Origin of the sequence: Rhodococcus sp. 11-3 (genome assembly GCF_023704055.1) — a bacterium.
In the GTDB taxonomy this organism is placed as follows: Bacteria; Actinomycetota; Actinomycetes; order Mycobacteriales; family Mycobacteriaceae; genus Rhodococcus; species Rhodococcus aetherivorans.
The window spans coordinates 5,536,902-5,557,050 of the sequence record NZ_CP080406.1 but is presented as its reverse complement, the minus strand read 5'-3'; the positions used below and the strand labels follow the sequence as shown (position 1 = coordinate 5,557,050).

General features: G+C 70.1%; 18 protein-coding genes. 12 read left to right on the top strand and 6 right to left on the bottom strand.

What is annotated here, in order from left to right; translation table 11 throughout:
* Positions 1-6: 6 nt before the first annotated feature.
* Positions 7-450: an SRPBCC family protein gene (locus tag KZJ41_RS25615; RefSeq protein ID WP_006940686.1), complete on the bottom strand. Its 444-nt coding sequence runs from the start codon at positions 448-450 to the stop codon at positions 7-9.
* A 160-nt stretch (positions 451-610) separates the two neighbouring features.
* A complete protein-coding gene (locus tag KZJ41_RS25610) occupies positions 611-1,303 on the bottom strand; it encodes a TetR/AcrR family transcriptional regulator (protein ID WP_231385959.1) in 693 nt (230 codons plus the stop codon).
* A 94-nt stretch (positions 1,304-1,397) separates the two neighbouring features.
* Here KZJ41_RS25610 and KZJ41_RS25605 point away from each other — a divergent pair, with 94 nt between their 5' ends.
* Both KZJ41_RS25605 and KZJ41_RS25600 read left to right on the top strand, forming a co-directional pair.
* Entirely contained in the window at positions 1,398-2,357 is a 960-nt protein-coding gene (locus tag KZJ41_RS25605) for an ATP-binding cassette domain-containing protein (RefSeq protein ID WP_251549804.1), read from the top strand.
* Positions 2,354-3,166, top strand: coding sequence for an ABC transporter permease (locus tag KZJ41_RS25600; RefSeq protein WP_050036026.1), 813 nt, complete (start codon positions 2,354-2,356; stop codon positions 3,164-3,166). Before KZJ41_RS25605 ends, KZJ41_RS25600 begins: the two co-directional genes overlap by 4 nt.
* Before the next feature lie 28 nt (positions 3,167-3,194).
* Here the strand turns inward: KZJ41_RS25600 and KZJ41_RS25595 are convergent, their stop codons facing one another.
* Complete coding sequence (locus KZJ41_RS25595; RefSeq protein ID WP_006940694.1) at positions 3,195-3,638, bottom strand: SRPBCC family protein; 444 nt, start codon at positions 3,636-3,638, stop codon at positions 3,195-3,197.
* Positions 3,639-3,781: 143 nt separating this feature from the next.
* Here KZJ41_RS25595 and KZJ41_RS25590 point away from each other — a divergent pair, with 143 nt between their 5' ends.
* The 5 genes from KZJ41_RS25590 to KZJ41_RS25570 all read left to right on the top strand — a co-directional run bounded on the left by KZJ41_RS25590 (position 3,782) and on the right by KZJ41_RS25570 (position 8,951).
* On the top strand, positions 3,782-4,909 hold the full coding sequence (locus KZJ41_RS25590) for an NDMA-dependent alcohol dehydrogenase (protein WP_161994812.1): 1,128 nt from the start codon (positions 3,782-3,784) through the stop codon (positions 4,907-4,909).
* A 113-nt stretch (positions 4,910-5,022) separates the two neighbouring features.
* The gene (locus KZJ41_RS25585) at positions 5,023-5,643 is read left to right on the top strand and encodes a TetR/AcrR family transcriptional regulator (RefSeq protein WP_006939960.1); all 621 of its coding nucleotides are present in this window, start codon (positions 5,023-5,025) and stop codon (positions 5,641-5,643) included.
* Positions 5,644-5,956: 313 nt separating this feature from the next.
* A complete protein-coding gene (locus tag KZJ41_RS25580) occupies positions 5,957-7,174 on the top strand; it encodes an acyl-CoA dehydrogenase family protein (RefSeq protein ID WP_043798040.1) in 1,218 nt (405 codons plus the stop codon).
* Entirely contained in the window at positions 7,171-8,202 is a 1,032-nt protein-coding gene (locus KZJ41_RS25575; protein WP_029546452.1) for a phosphotransferase family protein, read from the top strand. The genes KZJ41_RS25580 and KZJ41_RS25575 overlap by 4 nt, the downstream gene beginning before the upstream one ends.
* A complete protein-coding gene (locus KZJ41_RS25570) occupies positions 8,199-8,951 on the top strand; it encodes an SDR family oxidoreductase (protein WP_006939955.1) in 753 nt (250 codons plus the stop codon). Before KZJ41_RS25575 ends, KZJ41_RS25570 begins: the two co-directional genes overlap by 4 nt.
* Positions 8,952-8,955: 4 nt before the next feature.
* On the opposite strand, the gene KZJ41_RS25565 is transcribed toward KZJ41_RS25570, so the two are convergent.
* The gene (locus tag KZJ41_RS25565) at positions 8,956-10,221 is read right to left on the bottom strand and encodes a GAF domain-containing protein (protein ID WP_006939953.1); all 1,266 of its coding nucleotides are present in this window, start codon (positions 10,219-10,221) and stop codon (positions 8,956-8,958) included.
* A gap of 230 nt (positions 10,222-10,451) precedes the next feature.
* On the opposite strand from KZJ41_RS25565, the gene KZJ41_RS25560 reads away from it, so the two are divergent.
* Positions 10,452-11,507, top strand: coding sequence for a 2,3-butanediol dehydrogenase (locus KZJ41_RS25560; RefSeq protein WP_029546450.1), 1,056 nt, complete (start codon positions 10,452-10,454; stop codon positions 11,505-11,507).
* Positions 11,508-11,510: 3 nt separating this feature from the next.
* Here the strand turns inward: KZJ41_RS25560 and KZJ41_RS25555 are convergent, their stop codons facing one another.
* Positions 11,511-12,143 carry a hypothetical protein gene (locus tag KZJ41_RS25555; protein ID WP_006939950.1) on the bottom strand — a complete coding sequence of 211 codons (633 nt, stop codon included), beginning with the start codon at positions 12,141-12,143 and terminating at the stop codon, positions 11,511-11,513.
* Positions 12,144-12,301: 158 nt separating this feature from the next.
* Here KZJ41_RS25555 and KZJ41_RS25550 point away from each other — a divergent pair, with 158 nt between their 5' ends.
* The 4 genes from KZJ41_RS25550 to KZJ41_RS25535 all read left to right on the top strand — a co-directional run bounded on the left by KZJ41_RS25550 (position 12,302) and on the right by KZJ41_RS25535 (position 18,999).
* Positions 12,302-14,179, top strand: a complete 1,878-nt coding sequence (locus KZJ41_RS25550) for a DUF2075 domain-containing protein (RefSeq protein WP_065921970.1) — start codon at positions 12,302-12,304, stop codon at positions 14,177-14,179.
* 327 nt (positions 14,180-14,506) lie between these two features.
* Positions 14,507-16,126, top strand: a complete 1,620-nt coding sequence (locus KZJ41_RS25545) for an alpha/beta fold hydrolase (RefSeq protein ID WP_065921972.1) — start codon at positions 14,507-14,509, stop codon at positions 16,124-16,126.
* Between the two features lie 775 nt (positions 16,127-16,901).
* Positions 16,902-18,149, top strand: a complete 1,248-nt coding sequence (locus tag KZJ41_RS25540; protein WP_065921973.1) for a hypothetical protein — start codon at positions 16,902-16,904, stop codon at positions 18,147-18,149.
* 43 nt (positions 18,150-18,192) lie between these two features.
* The gene (locus KZJ41_RS25535; RefSeq protein WP_029546446.1) at positions 18,193-18,999 is read left to right on the top strand and encodes an acyl-CoA thioesterase domain-containing protein; all 807 of its coding nucleotides are present in this window, start codon (positions 18,193-18,195) and stop codon (positions 18,997-18,999) included.
* A gap of 50 nt (positions 19,000-19,049) precedes the next feature.
* On the opposite strand, the gene KZJ41_RS25530 is transcribed toward KZJ41_RS25535, so the two are convergent.
* The gene (locus KZJ41_RS25530; RefSeq protein ID WP_373566490.1) at positions 19,050-20,000 is read right to left on the bottom strand and encodes an IS30 family transposase; all 951 of its coding nucleotides are present in this window, start codon (positions 19,998-20,000) and stop codon (positions 19,050-19,052) included.
* Positions 20,001-20,149 lie beyond the last annotated feature (149 nt).

The following is a 20,149-nucleotide window of genomic DNA, read 5'->3' as shown; positions in this document are numbered from 1 at the left end:
GGCGGGTCAGGAGATCCGGCTGACCTGCTCCCGCAGCGCGTGCTCGGTCCGGCGGACGATCGTGCCCACCAGCGGCTCGATGAGCAGCCCCGCCGCGCGACCGGCCGCGCCGCCGGGCAGCCGGTAGCCGAAGTCGACGGCGAGGCGCATGCGACCGTCGCCCAGATCGTCGAACTGCCACGACGACAGGGTGCGGAAGCCGGAGATCGAGCTCAGCACGATCCGGTGGTTGTCTTCCCACTCGACGATCTCGAGCCGGGAGTCGAAGGTGGCCGGCCCGATCCGCATGCTCGCGTCGAAGCGCGCGCCCACGCCGCGGACCCGATCACCCACGGGCTCGAAGCGGGTGACTCCGAACATCCACTCCGGGACCGTGCGGTGATCGGCGACGTAGGCGAAGGCGGCCTGGCGGTCCACGTGCGCCACGCCGTCGTGGCACACGTGGATCATGCGGCGATCGTCAGTCATCCGGCGGCACCTCCGCCGGTGAACCTAGCGGACTTGCTCGCGTCTCCGGGATCCGCCCGCGCACCTGTGTGGGCGGATTCCGGAAGGGCGCGTGAATTCCCTTGTTCTCCAAGAATTTGTCGCCCGAAGCGAGCGGGCTCGCTCACGGGTGCGGCGCGATGCCGAACAGCAGTGCCTCGATCCCGGCCCGGAACGCGGCATCGTTGTCGACGGGTGTGGCGCCGGCGTTCCCGCCCGCGGAAGCGAGCAGGCCGGCCAGGTGGGGGTAGTCGCCGTGGGCCAGCATGGCGGTGATGTGCTCGGCGCCGCCACCGGCGGTGGGGGCGGACAACCCCGCCGCCTCCTGCGCGGCGAAGGTGGTGACCCAGCCTGAGAGCAGGGCGATTCCCATCATGGTCGCGGTGGCGTCGAGGCCGGTCGGTGCGAGGGCGCCGACCATGTGGTCGAGGTATCGCATCGAGTGCGGACCCAGTGTCGTCGTGCCCGCGACGCTCAACCACGGATGCCGACGGTGCAGCTGCCGGGCCTGTTCCGCGAGGGCGAGGACGTCGGTCCGCACGTCCCCGGTCAGGGGCGGGTACCGGTACTCCGCGGCGACGCGGTCGACCATGAGAGCGACGAGATCGTCCTTGCCTGCGACGTAGCGGTAGAGCGAGGCGGCCGCCGTCCCGAGTTCCTGCGCGACGCGCCGCATTGAAACGGCACGCAGCCCGTCTGCGTCGGCGAGGCCGACGCACGCCTCGGCGAGCTGCTCGAGCGTATGGGCAGGGCGCGGCCCGGGCCTGGGGTCGTCGGCACGCAACCACAGCGAGGTCGGGGGTTCGGCATGCGGCATGGGTGCCAGCATGCACTACCCGGACAGTTGCGAACGACGTTCGCAGACGCGTACGGTGTAATTGCGAACGATGTTCCCAATCGTGGAGGTCGGAATGACGGTTCTGGAAACCGAGGCGCTCACCAGGCGGTACGGCAGCCATCTCGTGCTCGACGGGCTGAACCTGGAGGTGCCCGCTGGTCGGGTGCACGCGCTGCTCGGCCCCAACGGGTCCGGCAAGACCACGACCGTGCGGATGCTGGCGACCCTGCTGCGACCGACCTCCGGCAGCGCCCGGATCCTCGGTCACGACACCGTCCGCGAGGCTGCTCACGTCAAGCGCAACATCGGCTTCGTCGGCCAGTACCACGCGGTCGACCCCCGCCTCACCGGCACCCAGAACCTGACGATGGTTGCCCGCCTGAACGGGTATAGCGCCCGGGGCGCCCGCCGGCACGCAGACGACCTGCTCGAGCGCTTCGACCTGACCGACGCCGCGGCCCGGCAGGTGCACACGTACTCCGGCGGCATGCGAAGGCGGCTCGACATCGTCGCGGGCATGGTCGTCCGTCCCGCGGTGCTCTTCCTCGACGAGCCCACCACCGGCCTCGATCCCCACAGCCGCAACGAGATCTACCGGTATGTACGGTCTTTCGTGGAGGAAGGCACCACCGTCGTGCTCACGACCCAGTACCTCGACGAGGCCGAGCGGCTGGCGGACACGGTCACCATCCTCGACGCCGGTCGGGTCGTCGCCACCGGGACGCCGGACGCGATAGCCCGCACCGTGGGCAGCGGCCTCGACGTCGTCGTGCTCGATCCGCACCGGCGGGGCGACGTCGCCGCGATCGTCGAGCGATTCGGCGGAAGACCCGTCGACGCGCCGGCCCGGGACGAGAATGCGCCGCTGCGGCTGACGTTCGGATTCGACGGTGAGCCGGCCGCCCTGCTGCCGATCCTGCGCGCCCTCGACGCGGAGGGCATCGCGGTGCAGGACATCGGCCGCCGGCGCGCCACCTTGGACGACGCTTTCCTCGCACTTACCGGTCGCCCGACCGAAGGGATTCCCGCATGACTGCCCCCACCGCCACCCGCACCGTCTCGCCGGCGGCGGGTGCCTGGATTCTGTTCCTGCGGGTGGCCGCGACGTACCGGAACGCGCCCGGCCTGCTCGCGGTGACCCTCGCGGCACCGCTGGGAATGATGCTGCTGTTCGGCTTCGTATTCGGCGGCGCGCTCGCCGGCGGATCCGACGCTGCCGCCTACCGGTCGTACCTGACGCCCGGAGTCCTCGTCCTCGTCGCGGCCATGGGGATCGTCGTCACCGCGTCGACCGTGAACGCCGACCTCCGCAGCGGCCTGACGGACCGACTGCGGGCTCTGCCCGTCCCGCCGGTTGCGGTGCCGGCGGGCCTCGCACTCGCGGAGACGGTGACCGGCGCCTCGGCGTTGGCGACGATGGCCGCCGTGGGATTTCTCGCGGGATGGCGGGTCGAGGCCACCCCCGCCGACGTGGCGCTTGCCGTGCTGCTGCTGCTCGCGTTCCGGTTCGCGCTCGCGTGGCTCGGGATTGTGCTCGGCGCCTCGATCCGCGACGAGCAGATGCTGCAGCAGGTGGCGCCGCTGATCTTCGGGGCGGTCATGTTCTCCAACGTCTTCGTCCCCACCGAGACGATGCCGGCCGTGGTCGCGACGATCGCCGAATGGAACCCCGTCAGCGCCGTGGTCGCGGCCCTGCGGCAGTTGTTCGGATCCGGGACGACGGTCGCCGCCGACGCGGCCTGGCCCATGCAGCATCCGGTCGTCGCGGCCTTCGCCTGGACGGCGGTGATCCTTGCCGTGTCCGTGCCGATCGCCGTGCGAGGGTACGCATCCTCCCGCTGATCGGATCCTTGCGCAGGTGGCGCGTCGCTCAGGCGACGCGGCCGAGGTTCGAGCGCAGCGCCTGCTCGGTCTGGCGGATCGCGGTGCCCACCACCGGTTCGATGAGCTTGCCGAGCGCCCGTCCGGCCAGGCCGCCGGGAAGTTGGTATCCGAAGTCGACGTCGAGGCGGATCCGCCCGTCGCCGAGGTCGGCGAGTTCCCACGACGAGGCGGTGCGGAACCCCGCGATGGAGTCGAGAACGATCCTGCGGTCGAGTTCCCAGTCGACGATCGCGAGGCGGGAGTCGAGGCCCCTCGGTCCGATCTGCATGGTCGCGTCGAAGACCGCGCCGAGGCCGTTGACCTGCGGTCCCACCGGCACGAAGCGGTTGACGCCGTACATCCATTCGGGGACCGTGCGGTGATCGTCGAGGTAGGCGAACGCCACCTCGAGGGGAACCTCCGCAACGGCGGTGTGGCGGATGTGGATCATCGTGTACCTCCATGAGGACATTTCCGTTACCCACGGTATCAGGTAACTCGCGTCCCGGGGAGATCCTCAAAGTCGTCCATGCGGACGCTCGTCCTGCTCTACTCATGGTGACACAGTTCACAGTGGATCCGGTGGGAGGGTTCGTGAAGACCAAGGCTGCGGTGATCAAAGGGCTCAATCAGCCATGGGAGATCGAGGAGATCGACCTCGGAGACCCGGTCGCCGGTGAAGTGCAGGTGCGTCTGGCCGCGTCCGGACTGTGCCACTCCGACGAACATCTACGCTCCGGCGCGACGCCGATGGCGTCCTTCCCCGTCCTCGGCGGGCACGAGGGCGCCGGCGTGGTCACCAAGGTCGGGCCGGGAGTGGCCAACATCCGGGAGGGCGACCACGTCGTGCTCGCCTTCATCCCCGCGTGCGGGCGATGCCGTTCGTGCGCGAAGGGCCTGCAGAACATCTGCGACGAGGGGGCGAACCTCCTCACCGGGCAGGCCATCGCCGACAAGACGCACCGGGTGACCCTCAATGGTGATCCGGTCATCCAGATGTGCCTGCTCGGCACGTTCGCGCCCTACGTCACCGTGCACGAGGCCTCGGTCATCAAGATCGAGGACGACATCCCGCTCGACAAGGCCGCCCTGCTCGGCTGTGGCGTTGCCACGGGCTGGGGCTCCGCGACGGCGATCGGCGGCACCAAGGTGGGCGACTCCGTCGTCGTGATCGGCATCGGCGGCGTGGGCATCAACGCGGTGCAGGGGGCCGCGCACGCGGGTGCCCGGCACGTCGTCGCCATCGACCCGGTGGAGTTCAAGCGGGATCAGGCCAAGAAATTCGGGGCGACCCACACGTTCGCCTCGATCGAGGAGGCGCTGCCGGTGATCGGCGAGATCACCTGGGGTGCGATGGCCGACGTCACGATCATCACCGTCGGTGAGATCCACGGGGACATCATCGCCCCGTCGATGGCGCTGACCGGCAAGGGCGGCCAGGTGGTCGTGGTGGGCATGGGCAGCGCCGCCGACACCCAGGTGACGCTGAGCCTGTTCGAGCTGACCCTGCTGCAGAAGCGCCTGCAGGGCGCGATCTTCGGTGGTGTCGGCCCGCGCTCGCAGATCCCGAAGCTGCTCGACCTCTACCGCAGTGGACAGCTCGAGCTCGACAAGCTGGTCACCAAGACATACCGGCTCGAGGACATCAACGACGGCTATGCCGACATGCACGAGGGCCGAAACCTGCGCGGCATGGTGCTCTACGGCGACGACGACTACTGACGGGAGCCGGCACCGGCACCGCGATCCGGTGACGGGCCGGCCGGCGGTGACGTTCGGCCGGCCCGCCGGCGGTGACGTTCGGCCGGCCCCTCGGGGTCGCCTACGGTGAAGCCATGGAAACGCGTGAGGAAGCCGTCGAATCGGGATCGTGGCGGCAGTACGGGCCGTCGACCCTGCCCAAGCCGCTCGAGGCCGCACTCGAGGCGTTTGCCGAGCGCGGTTACGACGGCACCTCGATCCGGGAGATCGCCGCCCGGGCCGGGCTGTCGGTGCCGGGCCTGTACCACCACTACCCGTCGAAGCAGGCGCTGCTGGTCTCGCTGACGACGGCGGTGATGGGCGATCTGCTCGACCGCAGCCGGCGGGCTCTGGCGGAGGCCGGCCCCACGGCCTCCGAGCGGTTCGACGCGGTCGTCGAGTCCCTTTTGCGGTTCCACATGTTCCGGCGCAATCAGGCTTTCGTCGCCTCCACCGAGATGCGCAGCATGGAACCGGACAGCCGGAAGGCCTACATCGCGTTGCGCGACGAGCAGCAGCGGATGCTCGACGAGATCGTCCGGGACGGGGTGACGAGCGGGGAGTTCGGTACCGAGTTCCCGGAGGACGCGAGCCGGGCGGTGACCACCATGTGCGTCGCCGTCGCCGGGTGGTACCGACCGGACGGGCCGCTTGCTCCCGACGAGGTCGTCCACCGCTACCTCGCCATCGCGCGCTGCGCCGTGGGCGCACGGTAGGGACTGCGCCGTGGGCGCACGGTAGGGACTGCGCCGTGGGCGCACGGTAGGGACTGCGCCGTGGGCGCACGGTAGGGACTGCGCCGTGGGCGCCCGGTAGGGACTGCGCCGTGGGCGCCCGGTAGGGACTGCGCCGTGGGCGCCCGGTAGGGACTGCGCCGTGGGCGCCCGGTAGGGACTGCGCCGTGGGCGCCCGGTAGGGACTGCGCCGTGGGCGCCCGGTAGATCGTCCGGGTTGACCGCGCGGGGTGGGGTGTGTCACGGTTGTCGTAACCGAGCGATCGATCGGTCGGGGTGAGGAGGAGGAATCGCGATGGCTGTCGATCTGTCGTACCCGGAACACGTCCAGGCACTGGTGGCGAGGACCGAGGAGTTCGTCCGGGAGCACGTGCTGCCCGTCGAGGACGCCCACAACGGTGACATCACCGCCGCCGGGGGCGACGACCTGCGGGTGAAGCTGCAGCAGGCGGCCAAGGACGCCGGCGTCTTCGCGCCGCACGCGCCCGTCGAGTACGGCGGCCACGGACTCGGCATGGTCGACCGCGCCCCGGTGTTCGAGGCGGCGGGCTACTCGCTGTTCGGGCCCATCGCACTCAACATCGCCGCCCCCGACGAGGGCAACGTGCACATGCTCGCGCACATCGCCAGCCCGGAACAGAAGGAGCAGTTCCTCGCGCCGCTCGCCCACGGCGACGTGCGGTCCGGATTCGCGATGACCGAACCGGCACCCGGCGCCGGGTCCGATCCCAACGCGCTCACCACCCGCGCCGAGAAGGTCCCCGGTGGCTGGAAGATCAACGGCCGCAAGTACTTCATCACCGGGGCCGACGGTGCCGGATTCTTCATCATCATGGCCCGCACCTCCGGCGAACCCGGACAGCGCGGCGGCGCCACGATGTTCCTCGCCCCCGCCGACACCCCGGGCCTGACCGTCGGCCGGCACATCGACACCATCGACCGCGCCATGATCGGCGGTCACTGCGAGGTGTTCTTCGAGGACCTGTTCGTGCCGGATTCCGCCGTCCTCGGTGAGGTCGACCAGGGCTTCGCCTACGCGCAGGTACGGCTCGGGCCCGCCCGCATGACGCACGTGATGCGCTGGCTCGGCGCGGCGCGCCGCGGCCACGACATCGCCGTCGCCCGCGTCGCCGAGCGGGAAGGCTTCGGCGGCAAGCTCGGCGACCTCGGCATGATCCAGAAGATGGTCGCCGACAACGAGATCGACATCGCCGCCACCCGTGCCCTGCTGACGCAGGCGTGCTGGGAACTCGACCAGGGCTCGCACGCGTCCAACTCCACGTCCATCGCCAAGACCTTCGCGGCCGAGGCGGTGTTCCGCATCGTCGACCGGTCGATGCAGATGTGCGGCGGCCTCGGCGTCTCCGCCGACCTGCCCGTCGCGCGGCTCGCCCGCGAGGTCCGCCCGTTCCGCATCTACGACGGGCCTTCCGAGGTGCACCGCTGGGCCATCGCCAAGCGCGCCGTCGGCGCCGCGAAGAAGGCCGCCGCCGCGAAGGAGAGCCGGGCATGAAGACCGCACAGCACGAGGGACTCGACCTGAGTGCCCTGCACCGCTACCTGGAGGACTCGGGCATCGCCCTCGACGGCGAACTGCGCGCCGAACTCATCTCCGGCGGCAAGTCGAATCTGACGTACGCGATCTTCGACGACACGTCGCGGTGGGTGCTGCGCCGGCCGCCGACGGCAGGGCTCACCCCGTCCGCACACGACGTCGCCCGCGAGTTCCGCATCACGTCGGCGCTGCAGGGTTGCGGCGTGCCCGTCGCGCAGACCGTCGTCCTGTGCGAGGACGACTCCGTGATGGGCGCTCCGTTCACCGTCGTCGAGCACGTCACCGGGCGGGTGATCCGCACGACCGAGGACCTCGCCACCCTGAGCGACGACGAGATCGAATCGTGCACCGGCGAGCTCGTCCGCGTGCTCGCCGCCCTGCACTCGGTGGACTACGAGGCCGTCGGCCTCGGAAACCTCGGCCGCCCCGACGGGTACGTCACCCGGCAGGTGAAGTTGTGGGCCGGCCAGTGGGACCGGGTCAAGACTCGCGACCTCGACGACCTCGATCGGCTCCACGCCGCCCTCGCCGACGCGATCCCCGCGTCGTCGGCGGCGTCGATCGTGCACGGCGACTACCGGATCGACAACACCATTCTCGATCCTGCCGATGCCGGAAAGATTGCGGCGGTGGTGGATTGGGAACTGTCCACGCTCGGTGACCCGCTCACCGACGTCGCCCTGATGTGCGTGTACCGCAACCCCGCGCTCGATCAGGTGCTCGGCGAATCCGCCGCGTGGACGAGCCCGCGCCTGCCGTCGGCCGACGACCTCGCACAGCGCTACGCGGTGGCGACGGGCCGCGAACTCGCCCACTGGAACTTCTACATGGGCCTGGCGAACTTCAAGCTCGCCGTCATCGCCGAGGGCATCAACCACCGCTGGCGCGTGGGGGCGACCGTCGGCGACGGCTTCGACCGGGCAGGGGAGGCCGTACCGGTCTTCGCGGCCGCCGGCCTGGAGGCACTGCGGGGAGGCGCAGCGTGACAACCGATCTCGTGAACCCCAGCGCCCTGGTCACCGGCGCATCCCGCGGCATCGGGCTCGGTGTCGCCACCCGCCTCGCGGAGCAGGGCTACGGTCTGACCCTCACCGCGCGCGACGAGGCGCGGCTCGACGCGGTGGCCGCCGGCCTGCGCGACGCCGGTGCGCCCGAGGTCCGGGTCGTCGCCGCCGACCTCGGCGACCCGGACACCGCGGCACGCGTCGTCGCGGCGCACGAGGAGACGTTCGGCAGCATGCGGGCGCTCGTGCTCAACGCCGGCGTCGGCACCGCCGGCACCATCGCCGAGTTCCCGATGCGGCGCTTCGGCAAGACGGTGTCCGTCAACTTCGAGACCCCCTTCGCCCTGATCCAGGCATCGTTGCCGCTGCTGCGCAAGGCCGCGACCGCCGCCCCAGGCCGCGGTGCGAAAGTGGTTGCGCTGTCGTCGATCACCGGGGTCTACGCCGAGGCCGGCCTGGCCGTGTACGGTGCGACGAAGGCGGCGCTGATCTCTCTGGTCGAGACGCTCAACGCCGAGGAGTCCGGCAACGGTGTCAGCGCGTCCGCGATCGCACCCGCCTACGTCGACACCGACATGTCCGACTGGATCAAGGACCGCATCCCCGCCGAGGAGATGCTCGAGGTGAACGACGTCGTCGAACTCGTCGATGCGGTGCTGCGGCTGTCCTCCCGTGCGGTGCTGCCGCGTCTGGTGCTCAGCCGGGCCGGGACGGACGCCTACCGGGCCTGAGCTCTCACCGGCCGTCCGCGAGCGCGCGGACGGCCGGGCTGGTCGCGTGCCGGACGAACGCGCAGTCCGCGAGGCGTTCGGCCGTTCCGAGGGTGAGCGTCATGTCGACCGAGTCGGCGAGCCGGTAGGGCCGGCTCTCGACGACGGAGCCGAGGACGCGGCGCAGCCGGGACACCTCCGCCCGCACCGCGACGGCGTGGTCCGGGTCGCCGTAGATGCCGTTGCTCACCTCGGTCACCGTCATTCCCTGCGGCCCCCGCAGGTGCAGCAGGAGCAGGATCTCGGCGTGCCGGGCGGACAGCGGGCTGCGCCACGCCGAGTCGGCGCCGCTGACGACGACCGTCGGCGTGCCGGACAGGTCCAGTTCGATCGCCATCCGCGCCGGGCCACCCGCTGGCCGGATCAGCCAGCCGTGCGCGAGCTGCTCCGGCACGCACAGGCCCAGGCCGGGCACGCTCAAGGTCCGCTCGGACGTCGGCGCCGCCACGCGCTTGGTGGCCGCAACGCCCGACGCGTGCGCCACCCACCCGTGCTCGTCGACGAGCAGCAGCGGCCCGCTCATCGAGGCGAGCACCGGCGCCGCGGCCGTGCGCAGCCGTTCGAGCCGGTTCTCGTGCAACCGCCACAGCTGCGCCTCGGCGAGCCGCACCGCCGTCTCGACGAGCGCGCTGATGGTGGGATGGATGGTCAGGGCGGGGCCGCTCACGTCGACCACGCCGAGCAGTTCCCCGGTGCGCGGATCGTGGATCGGTGCCGCGGTGCAGTACCAGGGGTGCTGGGACTGCTCGAAGTGCTCGGCGGAGAACAGCTGTACAGGGGCGGCCTCGGCGAGGGCCGTCCCGATCGCATTGGTCCCCACGGTCGCCTCCGTCCACCGGGCGCCCTCGCTGAATCCGAGGCTGTCGGCGCGGCTGCGCACCTTGGCCGACCCGGCCCGCCACAGCACGATCCCGTCCGCGTCGGTCACGACCATCAACATGTGCGACGCCTCGGCCACGGAGCACACCACCTGCTCGAGGTCGCCGATCACCCCCGACAGCGGGGAGTTCCGCCGGCGCCGTTCGACCTCGGCGAGCGGCAGCAGGGCGCGGGCGTTGCTGCCGTCCGGAGCCAGCCCCGCGACGAGCACCCGGGACCAGGACCGGGCCACCACCGACCGCGGCCGCAGCGGCGACCGGCCGCCGCCGATGACCGCATCGTGCATGCGCGCCAGCTCACGCGCGTATCGATGCAGGTCGGTGCCGGGTTCGATGGCGCTGAAGTTGCCCACTGTCTCCGTCTCTCGTCGGTCGGGTTGCGGTGAGCATATGCCGAATTGTGTGGCCGGCACCACACCCGTCGCGCGGCGGCGCCGCGGCGCAACGCACTGCAACACTTGTTGCGGCGACGCCGGCGCTGTGTTCTGGATCACGCGCCGGCCTCGGTAGCGGCGCACCCGGATGGTCCCGCGTCGGACATGGCCGAACAGGTCCGACGCCCGTACAGCGAGGAGATCGACCCATGAAGGCAGCCCGCTTCCACGGCCCCGGGGACATCCGGGTCGAGGATGTCCCCGAACCGGCGACCCGGCCCGGAACCGTCAAGGTCGAGGTCGAGTGGTGCGGTATCTGCGGCACCGACCTGCACGAGTACCTCGAGGGCCCGATCTTCGCCCCGCCCGCCGACGCACCGCACCCCATCACCGGCGAGACCGTGCCGATCACCCTCGGTCACGAGTTCGCCGGTGTCGTCGCGGAAGTGGGCGACGGCGTGGACGACGTGCGGGTGGGCGACCGGGTGGTCGTCGAGCCGTACATCATCTGCGGCCGCTGCGACGCCTGCCGCAACGGCCGCTACAACGTGTGCAGCACACTGGGATTCGTGGGCCTGTCCGGATACGGCGGCGGCTTCTCGCAGTACGTCGTCGCCGAGCGGCGCTGGATTCATCCGCTCGGCGAACTCGGCACCGACGTCGGCGCCCTCGTCGAACCGCTCGCCGTCGCGTACCACGCCGTGCGGCTCTCGGGTGCGCGGCCGAGCCACTCGGCGCTCGTGTTCGGGGCCGGGCCGATCGGGCTCGTCACCACCTCGGCGCTGCGCGCGGCGGGCGTCGAGCAGATCATCGTCGTCGAACCGGCCGAGGTGCGGAAGAAGAAGGCCGAGCCGGCCGGGGCGGACCACATCATCGACCCGCGCGACGGCGACGTCACCGAGCAGGTGCTGGAGCTGACCGGCGGCCGTGGCGCCGACGTCTCCTTCGAATGCGCCGGCATCGACGCGGTCCTGAAGACCGCTATCCAGTCCACCCGGGCGGGCGGCACGTGCGTGAACGTCGCGATCTGGGGCCACGAGGCGAGCGTTGCCATGAACGACCTCGTCTTCCGCGAGGTCAACCTGCTCGGCAGCCTCGCCTACGCGAACGATCATCCCGCCACGATCGAGATGATCGCCTCCGGCAAGGTCGACCCCTACCAGTTCATCACCGGCCGGATCGGGCTCGACGACATCGTCAAGGACGGCTTCGAGGAACTGATCACCAACAAGGAGGAGAACGTCAAGATCCTCGTCCAGCCGTGATCGTCAGTCGTCGTCGCCGTTCTCCTTGTCCTCGCCGCGACGGCGCAGGAAGTTGAATCCCGGGACGCCGACGATCGCTTGCCGCACGTCCTTCGCGACGCCCAGCAGCTCGTGGATCTCCGGGGCGACGCTCTCGAGCGTGCCCAGGATCGGCATCAGGGCCGTCATCCGGTCCGCGAGCTCCGGCAGCTGATCGAGCAGGACGACGGCCGCGTGGACCTCCTCGGCGCTGAGTTCCTCGATGAACTGGCCCGCGAGCGGCGCGGCCCGCGTCGCCATCGGCGCGTAGGTGTCGAGCAGTTCGCCGGCCGCGTCGGACGTGCGGCCGGCGGACGACACCACATCCTGCGCCCGGTGGGCCACGGCCGCGGCGTCGCCGACCACCGTCGAGCTGCTGTCGATGACCTCGTCGACCCGGCCGACGGCGGCGCGGGCGTCGGTGACGACCTCATCGATGCGCGCGACGATCGCGCGGGCGTCGGTGACCACGTCGTCGACGCGGGCGACGAGCGCCTCGGTGGCCTCGAACAGGCTCGTGACCCGCCCGGGAACTGACACCGCGAACTCGGCGACCTCCACGGTCCGGTCCAGGGCGATGCGGGCGGCTCCGAGGGGCGCGGCGAGAAGCGACATCATGTGCTCATCCTGCCGGACGGGTGACCCTGCCGGTGTCATCGGGGAGCAGCCCTCCGCTAGCCTCTCCACTGCGGCCCGACGGACTTCCGCTGCGATGAGCGGTCCCGGACATGTCCCCACCCGCACGACTGAATTCGTGCTGCCCAGGGGACCTGACCGTGACGCTGCTTCGTACATCTGCCCGCCGGATCGCCGAGTTGGATCGGCCCGATTCGCTGGCGGAGCAGTTGTTGGAGCAGATGCTGTTTCGCACCGGTCATCGTCCCAGTCAGGCCGAACAGAAGTCGTGGAGCCGAAGCCTGCCGGTGCTTGCGCAGGATCTCGTCGATGCCGGCCTCGGCGATGTCGAGATGCTGCTCGAGTACCATCTGCCGCTCACCTCGCAGCGTGCCGACGTGGTGCTCGCCGGCACTCATCCGGCCACCGGGGCCGTGTCGTATGTCGTGGTGGAGCTGAAGCAGTGGTCGGCCGCGCGGCGCTTCGAAGACAATCCCGAACTCGTCGAGGTGGCGGGAATGCCGGGCGGGCCGAGGCTGCATCCCGTCGCGCAGGTCAAGGGGTACTGCGACTACCTGAGCGATTTCGCGCACGCTGTCGCGGATCAGCCCGATGCCCTCGCGGGACTCGCGTATCTGCACAACGCCACCGATCCGTCCGCGGTGGCGGAGCTGCGCGCCTATCCGGGCGGGATCACCGGCCGGTTGTTCACCGCCGCCGACCGCGGCGACATGATCGACTTTCTCCGCACCCGGCTCGCCCCGGTGTCCGGGCACACCGCAGGCGACACACTCTTGAAGTCCGCGGTCGCACCGTCCCAGCAGCTGCTGAAGGTCGCCGCCGCCGAGGTGCGCGACCGGCCGCAGTTCCATCTGCTCGGCAATCAGCAGTTGGCCGTGGACCTGGTGCTGCACGAGGTCGAGATGTCCCGCGCCGCGGACCGCAAGCGCGTCGTCATCGTCACCGGGGGACCCGGCAGTGGCAAGAGCGTGATCGCGCTGTCCCTGCTCGGCGAGCTGGCCCGCCGTGGCCGCACCGTCCTGCATGCCACCGGGTCGCGTTCGTTCACCCAGACCCTGCGCAAGGTCGCCGGGGCGCGCGCCCCGCGGGTGCAGAAGATGTTCAAGTACTTCAACCAGTTCATGTCGGCCGAACGCAACGGCCTCGACGTGCTGATCCTCGACGAGGCGCACCGAATCCGTGAGACCTCCGTCGATCGGTACACCCGCGCCGAGCTGCGCACCGATCGACCGCAGATCGACGAACTCATCTCGGCGGCGCGCGTCCCGGTGTTCCTGCTCGACGAGCACCAGGTGGTGCGGCCGGGTGAACTCGGCTCGCTCGAACAGATCGAGCGCTACGCCGCGACGCTCGGACTCGAAACCCATCACGTGCACCTCGGGGAGCAGTTCCGCTGCGGAGGCAGCGAGGAGTACGTGCTGTGGGTCAAGCGTCTGCTCGGTCTCGTCGAGGGTGGCCCGGTGCGGTGGTCGGGGGATCCGCAGTTCGCGGTGCGCGTGGCCGATTCCCCGGAGGAGCTCGAGTTCCTGCTCGAGCAGCAGCGCGACCGCGGATACTCGGCACGCATGACGGCGGGGTACTGCTGGCCGTGGAGCAACCCCGACAAGGACGGCCGTCTCGTCCCGGATGTGCAGATCGGCGCGTGGGCACGGCCGTGGAACAGCAAGAGCGAACGCCGCACCGGCGACGCGCCGCCGGCCGCACTGTGGGCCACCGAGGACGGGGGTTTCGGGCAGGTCGGCTGTGTCTACACCGCGCAGGGTTTCGAATACGACTGGAACGGCGTCATCCTCGGACCGGACCTGGTGTGGCGGGACGGAGGATTCGTTTCGGTCCGTACGGCCAACAAGGATCCCGACTTCAGAAATGCGAAGAAGATCAGCGATATTCGATTCGATCGTCTGGTGCGAAACGTGTACAAGGTTCTCCTGACGCGGGGCATGATCGGCACCGTCATCTATTCCACCGACGAGCCGACTCGCGAGGCGCTGAGAAGGCTGATTCCCGAGGGAAATTGACACTACGCCGGGAGAGGCCGCGATCCGATCGCGTGTGGTTCGGCGACGGGACGCCGCATCACCGCCTACCGAGAGGAAATCGTGATCACCGCTTGGGCGATGAGCCGGTGGCGATCGTCTCCCGGGGTGTTCGAGTCGCTCCGCGAGACCGTTTACCTGATGCGCTCACCAGCGAACGCCCGGCGTACGCTCGATGCGATGGAACGGCGGGATTCAGGCGAGAGGCAGCCGCACGAGCTGCTCGATGGTGACGACTGACCGTGTCGCGGTAGATGTGAGGGTCGCCGGCCTCTTGTGAAGCACCGGAACCCGGCGCACGCTGGACGTATGGCAGTCGCACCGAAGATTGCGGTGGCGGGCGCGGCGACGGCCGTGGTCTACGGGAGCCTCGTGCGCCCCCGGCTCGTGCGGTGGGGCGCCACCGACGAGGAGATCAGCGGGCCGTTCCCCGGCGCCGACCTGGTTCCCGACGGGGAGCGATCGGGGGCGATGGCCGTCACCATCGACGCGCCGCCCGAGCAGGTCTGGCCGTGGCTGGTGCAGATGGGCTGGGACCGCGGTGGGTGGTACTCCTGGGATCACCTGGACAATGCCGGTCGCCCGAGCGCCCGGGAAGTGCATCCGGAATGGCAGGACATCCGGCCCGGCGACCAGCTGAAGTACTGGGCGCCCGGCGCGGGACCGATGGACGCGTACAAGGTCGCGCGGATCGAGCCGAACCGTTTCCTCGGGCTGTACGGGCTGATCGATCTGCGGGGCCGCACCCTCGACCCCGGGCAGCCGCGACCGTCCGGCTATCTGGAAGGACTGTGGGGCTTCCAGCTGAAGGAGCTGCCCCGCGGGCGCACCCGCCTCGTCATCAGCGGATATCAGGCGGGCCGACCGCGATGGATTACGCGCCTCGTCTACTCCGGAATCTTCCCCCCGGTCGTGTGGATCATGCAGGCGCGCATGCTGGTGGTCCTCAAAAGAAGAATCGAAAATAACTCGCGGGCAACAGATTCGAACACGGCGACAGGAGAGGCGCGAGGACGCGACTCGCGTGGTCCTTCGTCGGCGGTGGTGAAATGGCGCGGCAGCCTGCACCGCGTCCGGCCCGGCCGGGTCCCGATCCGGGACACCTCCCTCTACGTCGACGTGGTCGGGCAGGGACCTCCGTTGGTGGTCATGCACGGCGGACCGTCGGCGGACATGTGGACGATGCAAGCCTTCCGGCAGTGCGCGGACCGGTTCACGTTGGTGTTCTACGACCACCGCTGCAACGGGCGCTCGATCGGTGCACCCGTCGAAACGATGACGTGGGAGAACCTCACCGCGGATGCCGACGCCCTGCGCGAGAGTCTCGGTTTCGAGCGGTGGGCGGTGCTCGGGCATTCGTTCGGCGGGCAGGTCGCGCTCGAGTACGCTCTGCGCTACCCCGAGCGGGTCTCGCATCTCGTGCTGCTCGACACCGGCGCCGACAGTCACTGGGAGCGCCAGAACGTTCCGAAGGTGCTCCTCGAACGCGGCTACAGCCGGGAGAAGGCGGAGCTGGCGCGGCGGTGGTTCACCGGCGAGTTCACTCCCCGCGAGTACTTCCCGATCTTCGCGCAGATCGGGGACGCATACTTCTACCGTTCCGGCCTCGACATACTGGCTCGCGAGCTGAGCAGCGGAGCGTGGCGTTCGAGGCTGCGGCCGGCGCCGCTCATCTTCGCCGGCCGGCATCTGCTGAAGGACTGGACGGTCACCGATCGTCTCGGTGGGATCACCGCGCCCACGCTCGTCGTGGCCGGGCGCGAGGACTTCGTGTTCCCGCCGGAGTGCCAGCGGGAGCTGGCCGCCGGCATTCCCGGTGCGCGCCTTCGGATCATCGACCGGGCCGGGCACAACCCGCACGACGAGCAGACGGCCGAGGTCGTGCGGGCACTCGAAGACTTCCTGGGTGCCGACATTTCCGCCGGATAGATCGCGCGCCTCGGTTGTGGCGTAGGTGAACGTGCCGCGGCGCAGGACGCTTCGAGGAGACGGACGCCCTGCGGGCGACTGTCCTCGACCGAGCGGAGACCCTACGGGTCCCTGAGCCTTTCGGCCCCTTCCCCAACGCTGCCCGGTCGCCATACCCCGATAGACCTTCTCGGCCAGCACTTTCGGCCCCACGTCGCGGGCGACGTGCGGCTGTGCTGGACCCGAACGAACGTGTCGACCCGCGCGATCAGGTGCCCCGCCACCAGCTACGGGGACAAAGGTACTGGTGCCCAGTCGGTTTCGAGCACGACGAAGTCGCGCTCGCAGCGTCCGTGCGCTGACGTCGGACCACGGGAGAGTAGCGACGTGGACCGGTGTGTCTCGGTTACCGTTGCGCACACCGGGAACAGCGATGCACGACGAGCCCCTCGAAGCCGAGGGGCTCGTGCGTCAGGACGTCGACCGGGCGCGGCGGTGTGAGATCGGCGCGACGGAACGTGCGCGCGGTTGCGGATACACGCCCCTGCCGGGCGTGTGGATAGACTCCACCCTACGGTGCATGACAGCTCTTTCTGTCGTGTGCCCAGACCCCGGTGCGGTGCTGCAACACCTGCCGGGGTCGACCTGTTTTCAGGCCAATGGAGGGATGGTGGCACGGCCGACGCGTGCCGTCAACTCGAACGCGCGTTCGGATTCTGGGGCGCGCGTGGCGAAATCCGAAGAGAGGCCGGCGCGTCGAGCACGCCCGAGGTGGGACGCCCGGCGATGGTAGGGCGTGGCGTCAATTTTCCGATATGTCCTTCTTGTCGTCGGCGGGTTCACTGCGGGGCTGGTGCTGGCTGCCCCGAGCGTCGACACCTATCCCTTGGCCGACGGGTTGCTGCCCGGCCCGGTGTTCACCTCCGATGTCGCTGCCGCCGGAGCCGGAGGGCTCGCGGCACTGGCCGTGGCGACAGCGATTCGCCGGCGCGTGCTCGCGACCGCCCTGGTCGGCGCGATGGTCGTGGCCGTCGTCGCGCTGCCGGGAGGGTGGCGGTTCGACATGTACGTCGCGACGATCGGGGCGGGCCTGCTGCTCGGCGCGCTCGTCGTGCTGGGCGCCGAGAAGCTGCACGCCGCCCTGCCCGGAGTGGTGGTCGCCGGGCTGCTGACGGCCGAGCCGCTTGCGCAGTTCCGGGAGCTGGACTCGGCGCCTCAGCGGTACGCGTCCTACCTTGCAGCGAGCGTTCAGCCGGTCAATGCCGTGTGGCTGTCGCTGGCGATCGTCACCGCCGTTGCGGCAGGGGTGGTGGCGCTGACCGCCCGAAACGACACGGCGCCGGTCGCCCGGGCGCGTGGGCGGGAGGTGGCCGTCGGGATCGGTGTGCCGATCCTCGGGGCGGGACTGTACTGGTCGTTCCACCACGCGCTGTTCTCCCTGGACGACCTCGGGGAGGGTCGGTGGCTGTGGGGTCTGGTGGCGGTGCCTGTGCTCGTCGCCGCGGCGCTGTGGCTGCGGGGACGAACGGGGGCGGTGCTCCTGGCGGCGACGGCGGTGGTCGTCGCCGTGGGCGGCACCGTCTTGTGGTCGCCGGCCGCGTGGCCGGCACTGCTGATCGGGCCGGTTCTCGTGGCCGTTGGTGTATGGCTGGGTCGCCGCAGGCCGATGCCCCTGGTGGGCGTGGGGCTGCTCGCGCTCGTCGCGGCTTCCGGGATCGTCGATCGTCCGCCGTGGGACAACGTGAACTTCGCGGCGACGATCCTCGTGGTGCCGTTCGCCGCCGCATACACGATCGTCGCGTCCCTGCCGTCGACGGCGCCCGTGACCGCCACCTCGCTGGCTCTGCCGGCGGTGCTGGCGCTGCCGCTGGTCGCCCAGTTCGGGTGGACGGCCTACACTCCGCTCACAGACGACGCAGCCGGGTGGAGTCCGGGTGCGTGGACGTGGACGTCGGTGGGCGCGTCGACCGCCGCCATCCTGGCCTGCGGTGCGGCGATGGTGTGGCTACGGCATCGCGGGACGAGTGAGGACATCGGAACCTGACCGGGACGTTCGCTGAGGAAACGAGTGCTGCGAGAATCCGAGCATGCCTGACTCCATGCGCGGATACTTCACCGAATCGGACGGCACGTACCTTCCCACGAAGTACGCCGTCAGCCCCTGGTCGTCGACGATGCTGGCCGGACCGTGCGTGACCGGCCTGCTCGCCCGGGAACTCGACAAGGACCACGGTCCCGACGGGTTCGTCCCCGCCCGGCTCACCGTCGACCTGTTCAGGCCGGTGCAGAACGCGCCCGTCCGGTTCGAGACGACCCGCGTGCGAGACGGCAACCGCATCCGCGTCGCCGACGCCTACCTGATCCAGGGCGACGACGTCACCGCCCGCGGGACCGTCGTCTACCTGCGTCCATCCGAGCAGCCGCCGGGCACCGTCTGGACCCGTGACGAGCACCCGACGCCGCCCGCCGAAGCACTCGACGGCCCGGAGGCGGGATTCGCACCCACCTGGTTCGGCAGCGACGCGCACCCTGAGGGCTGGTCGCAGGTGCGGTCCGAGCATCAGAACGCGAGCCGGAAACGCATGTGGTCCCGGCAGATTCCGGTGATCGTGGGGGAGGAGATGTCGCCGTTCGTGCGGACCGCGGTCGTCGGCGAGGGCACCAGTTTCATGGCCAACTGGAGCGACGAGGGCGTCGGCTTCATCAACGGCGACCTCACGCTGACCCTCTCGCGGCTGCCCGTCGGCACCGAGGTCGGCGTCGAAGCCGATCACCACCTCAGCGCCGCCGGCGTCGCGGTGGGCACGTCGGTGCTGTTCGACCGGTTCGGTCCGTTCGGGACGGGCGCCGTCACGTGCCTGGCGAACGCTCGTCGTCAGGTGAACTTCGGTTGAGCGGCACTGTGCCGAGCGCGCAGTTCTCGTGGACGTTGCCCGGGGCAGTTTCAGGAAGCCAGTGCAACACCTGCGATCAGTTCGGCCAGTCTGTCACACGGCTTTCGCCACCCGAGGGTTTGCCGGGGCCGGAGGTTGAGCAGGCGTTGAGTTTCGGCGAGATCGGCGTCGCTGACCTCGTTGAAATTCGTGCCCTTGGGATAGAAGTCCCGGATCAGACCGTTGGTGTTCTCGTTGGTGCCGCGCTGCCACGGCGAATGCGGATCGCAGAAGAACACCCGACAGCCCGTGGCGACGGTGAACTGCGCGTGCGAGGCCATCTCGTTGCCTTGGTCCCAGGTGATCGTGCGGGTCAGCTCGGCGGGCAGGCCCTCGATCATACGAGTGAGCACGTCGATGACCGTGGTGCTGTCGCGAGTGCCGGGAAGCCGCCCGAGCAGCGTGTACCGGGTCGACCGTTCGACCAGGGTGACGATCCCGGAATTGTCCGGTCCTACCACCAGATCGCCTTCCCAATGCCCCGGCACCGCCCGGTCGGCCACCTCGGCCGGGCGGTCGCTCAACAGCGCCCCCTCGAGCCACGGCCGTTTGCTGCGGGCCGGCAGCTTCGACCGGGGCACCCGGGTGGTGCGCCCGGATCGCAGTGCCTTGACCACGGTCAACTCGTGCCGCAACGTTCCTTTGCCCTGCACGTAGAGGGCTTGGTAGATCGTCTCGTGGGACACGTGCATCTCCGGCTGCTCGGGGAACAGGATCTGCAGTTCCGCCGCGACCTGCTGCGGAGAGAACCGGTGATTCAACAGTGCCACGACCCGGCCTCGCAGGGCTGGGCCGGCGAGCTTGGCCGGTCGTGGACGGGGGCGCTGCGTCAACGCCCGGTAGTGGGCGAGTTCCGCGTCGTAGTGGCTCTCTCCCCAGTCCGTGACGCTGTGTGCCTCGAGCTCCCGCGCGATCGTCGACGGAGCCCTTCCCAGTTCCGCAGCGATCGCGCGTATCGACAGCGGTTGGGGCAGCGACAGCGCGGCCTGGATGAACGACCTGTCCGCCAGTGAGCCGACGGTAGGACCTACCCGGTGTCCGTGGTGGCTCGGCGTCCATCGGCACCGGCTTCACACCGCCGACATGCCCCAGGCAGATCTCCATGCCCGCA

Excerpts from the sequence above, each read along its gene's own strand:
- KZJ41_RS25615 (WP_006940686.1), bottom strand. The coding sequence starts at position 450 with ATGATCCACGTGTGCCACGACGGCGTGGCGCACGTGGACCGCCAGGCC.
- KZJ41_RS25610 (WP_231385959.1), bottom strand. The coding sequence starts at position 1,303 with ATGCCGCATGCCGAACCCCCGACCTCGCTGTGGTTGCGTGCCGACGAC.
- KZJ41_RS25605 (WP_251549804.1), top strand. The coding sequence starts at position 1,398 with ATGACGGTTCTGGAAACCGAGGCGCTCACCAGGCGGTACGGCAGCCAT.
- KZJ41_RS25600 (WP_050036026.1), top strand. The coding sequence starts at position 2,354 with ATGACTGCCCCCACCGCCACCCGCACCGTCTCGCCGGCGGCGGGTGCC.
- KZJ41_RS25595 (WP_006940694.1), bottom strand. The coding sequence starts at position 3,638 with ATGATCCACATCCGCCACACCGCCGTTGCGGAGGTTCCCCTCGAGGTG.
- KZJ41_RS25585 (WP_006939960.1), top strand. The coding sequence starts at position 5,023 with ATGGAAACGCGTGAGGAAGCCGTCGAATCGGGATCGTGGCGGCAGTAC.
- KZJ41_RS25580 (WP_043798040.1), top strand. The coding sequence starts at position 5,957 with ATGGCTGTCGATCTGTCGTACCCGGAACACGTCCAGGCACTGGTGGCG.
- KZJ41_RS25575 (WP_029546452.1), top strand. The coding sequence starts at position 7,171 with ATGAAGACCGCACAGCACGAGGGACTCGACCTGAGTGCCCTGCACCGC.
- KZJ41_RS25560 (WP_029546450.1), top strand. The coding sequence starts at position 10,452 with ATGAAGGCAGCCCGCTTCCACGGCCCCGGGGACATCCGGGTCGAGGAT.
- KZJ41_RS25555 (WP_006939950.1), bottom strand. The coding sequence starts at position 12,143 with ATGATGTCGCTTCTCGCCGCGCCCCTCGGAGCCGCCCGCATCGCCCTG.
- KZJ41_RS25545 (WP_065921972.1), top strand. The coding sequence starts at position 14,507 with ATGGCAGTCGCACCGAAGATTGCGGTGGCGGGCGCGGCGACGGCCGTG.
- KZJ41_RS25535 (WP_029546446.1), top strand. The coding sequence starts at position 18,193 with ATGCCTGACTCCATGCGCGGATACTTCACCGAATCGGACGGCACGTAC.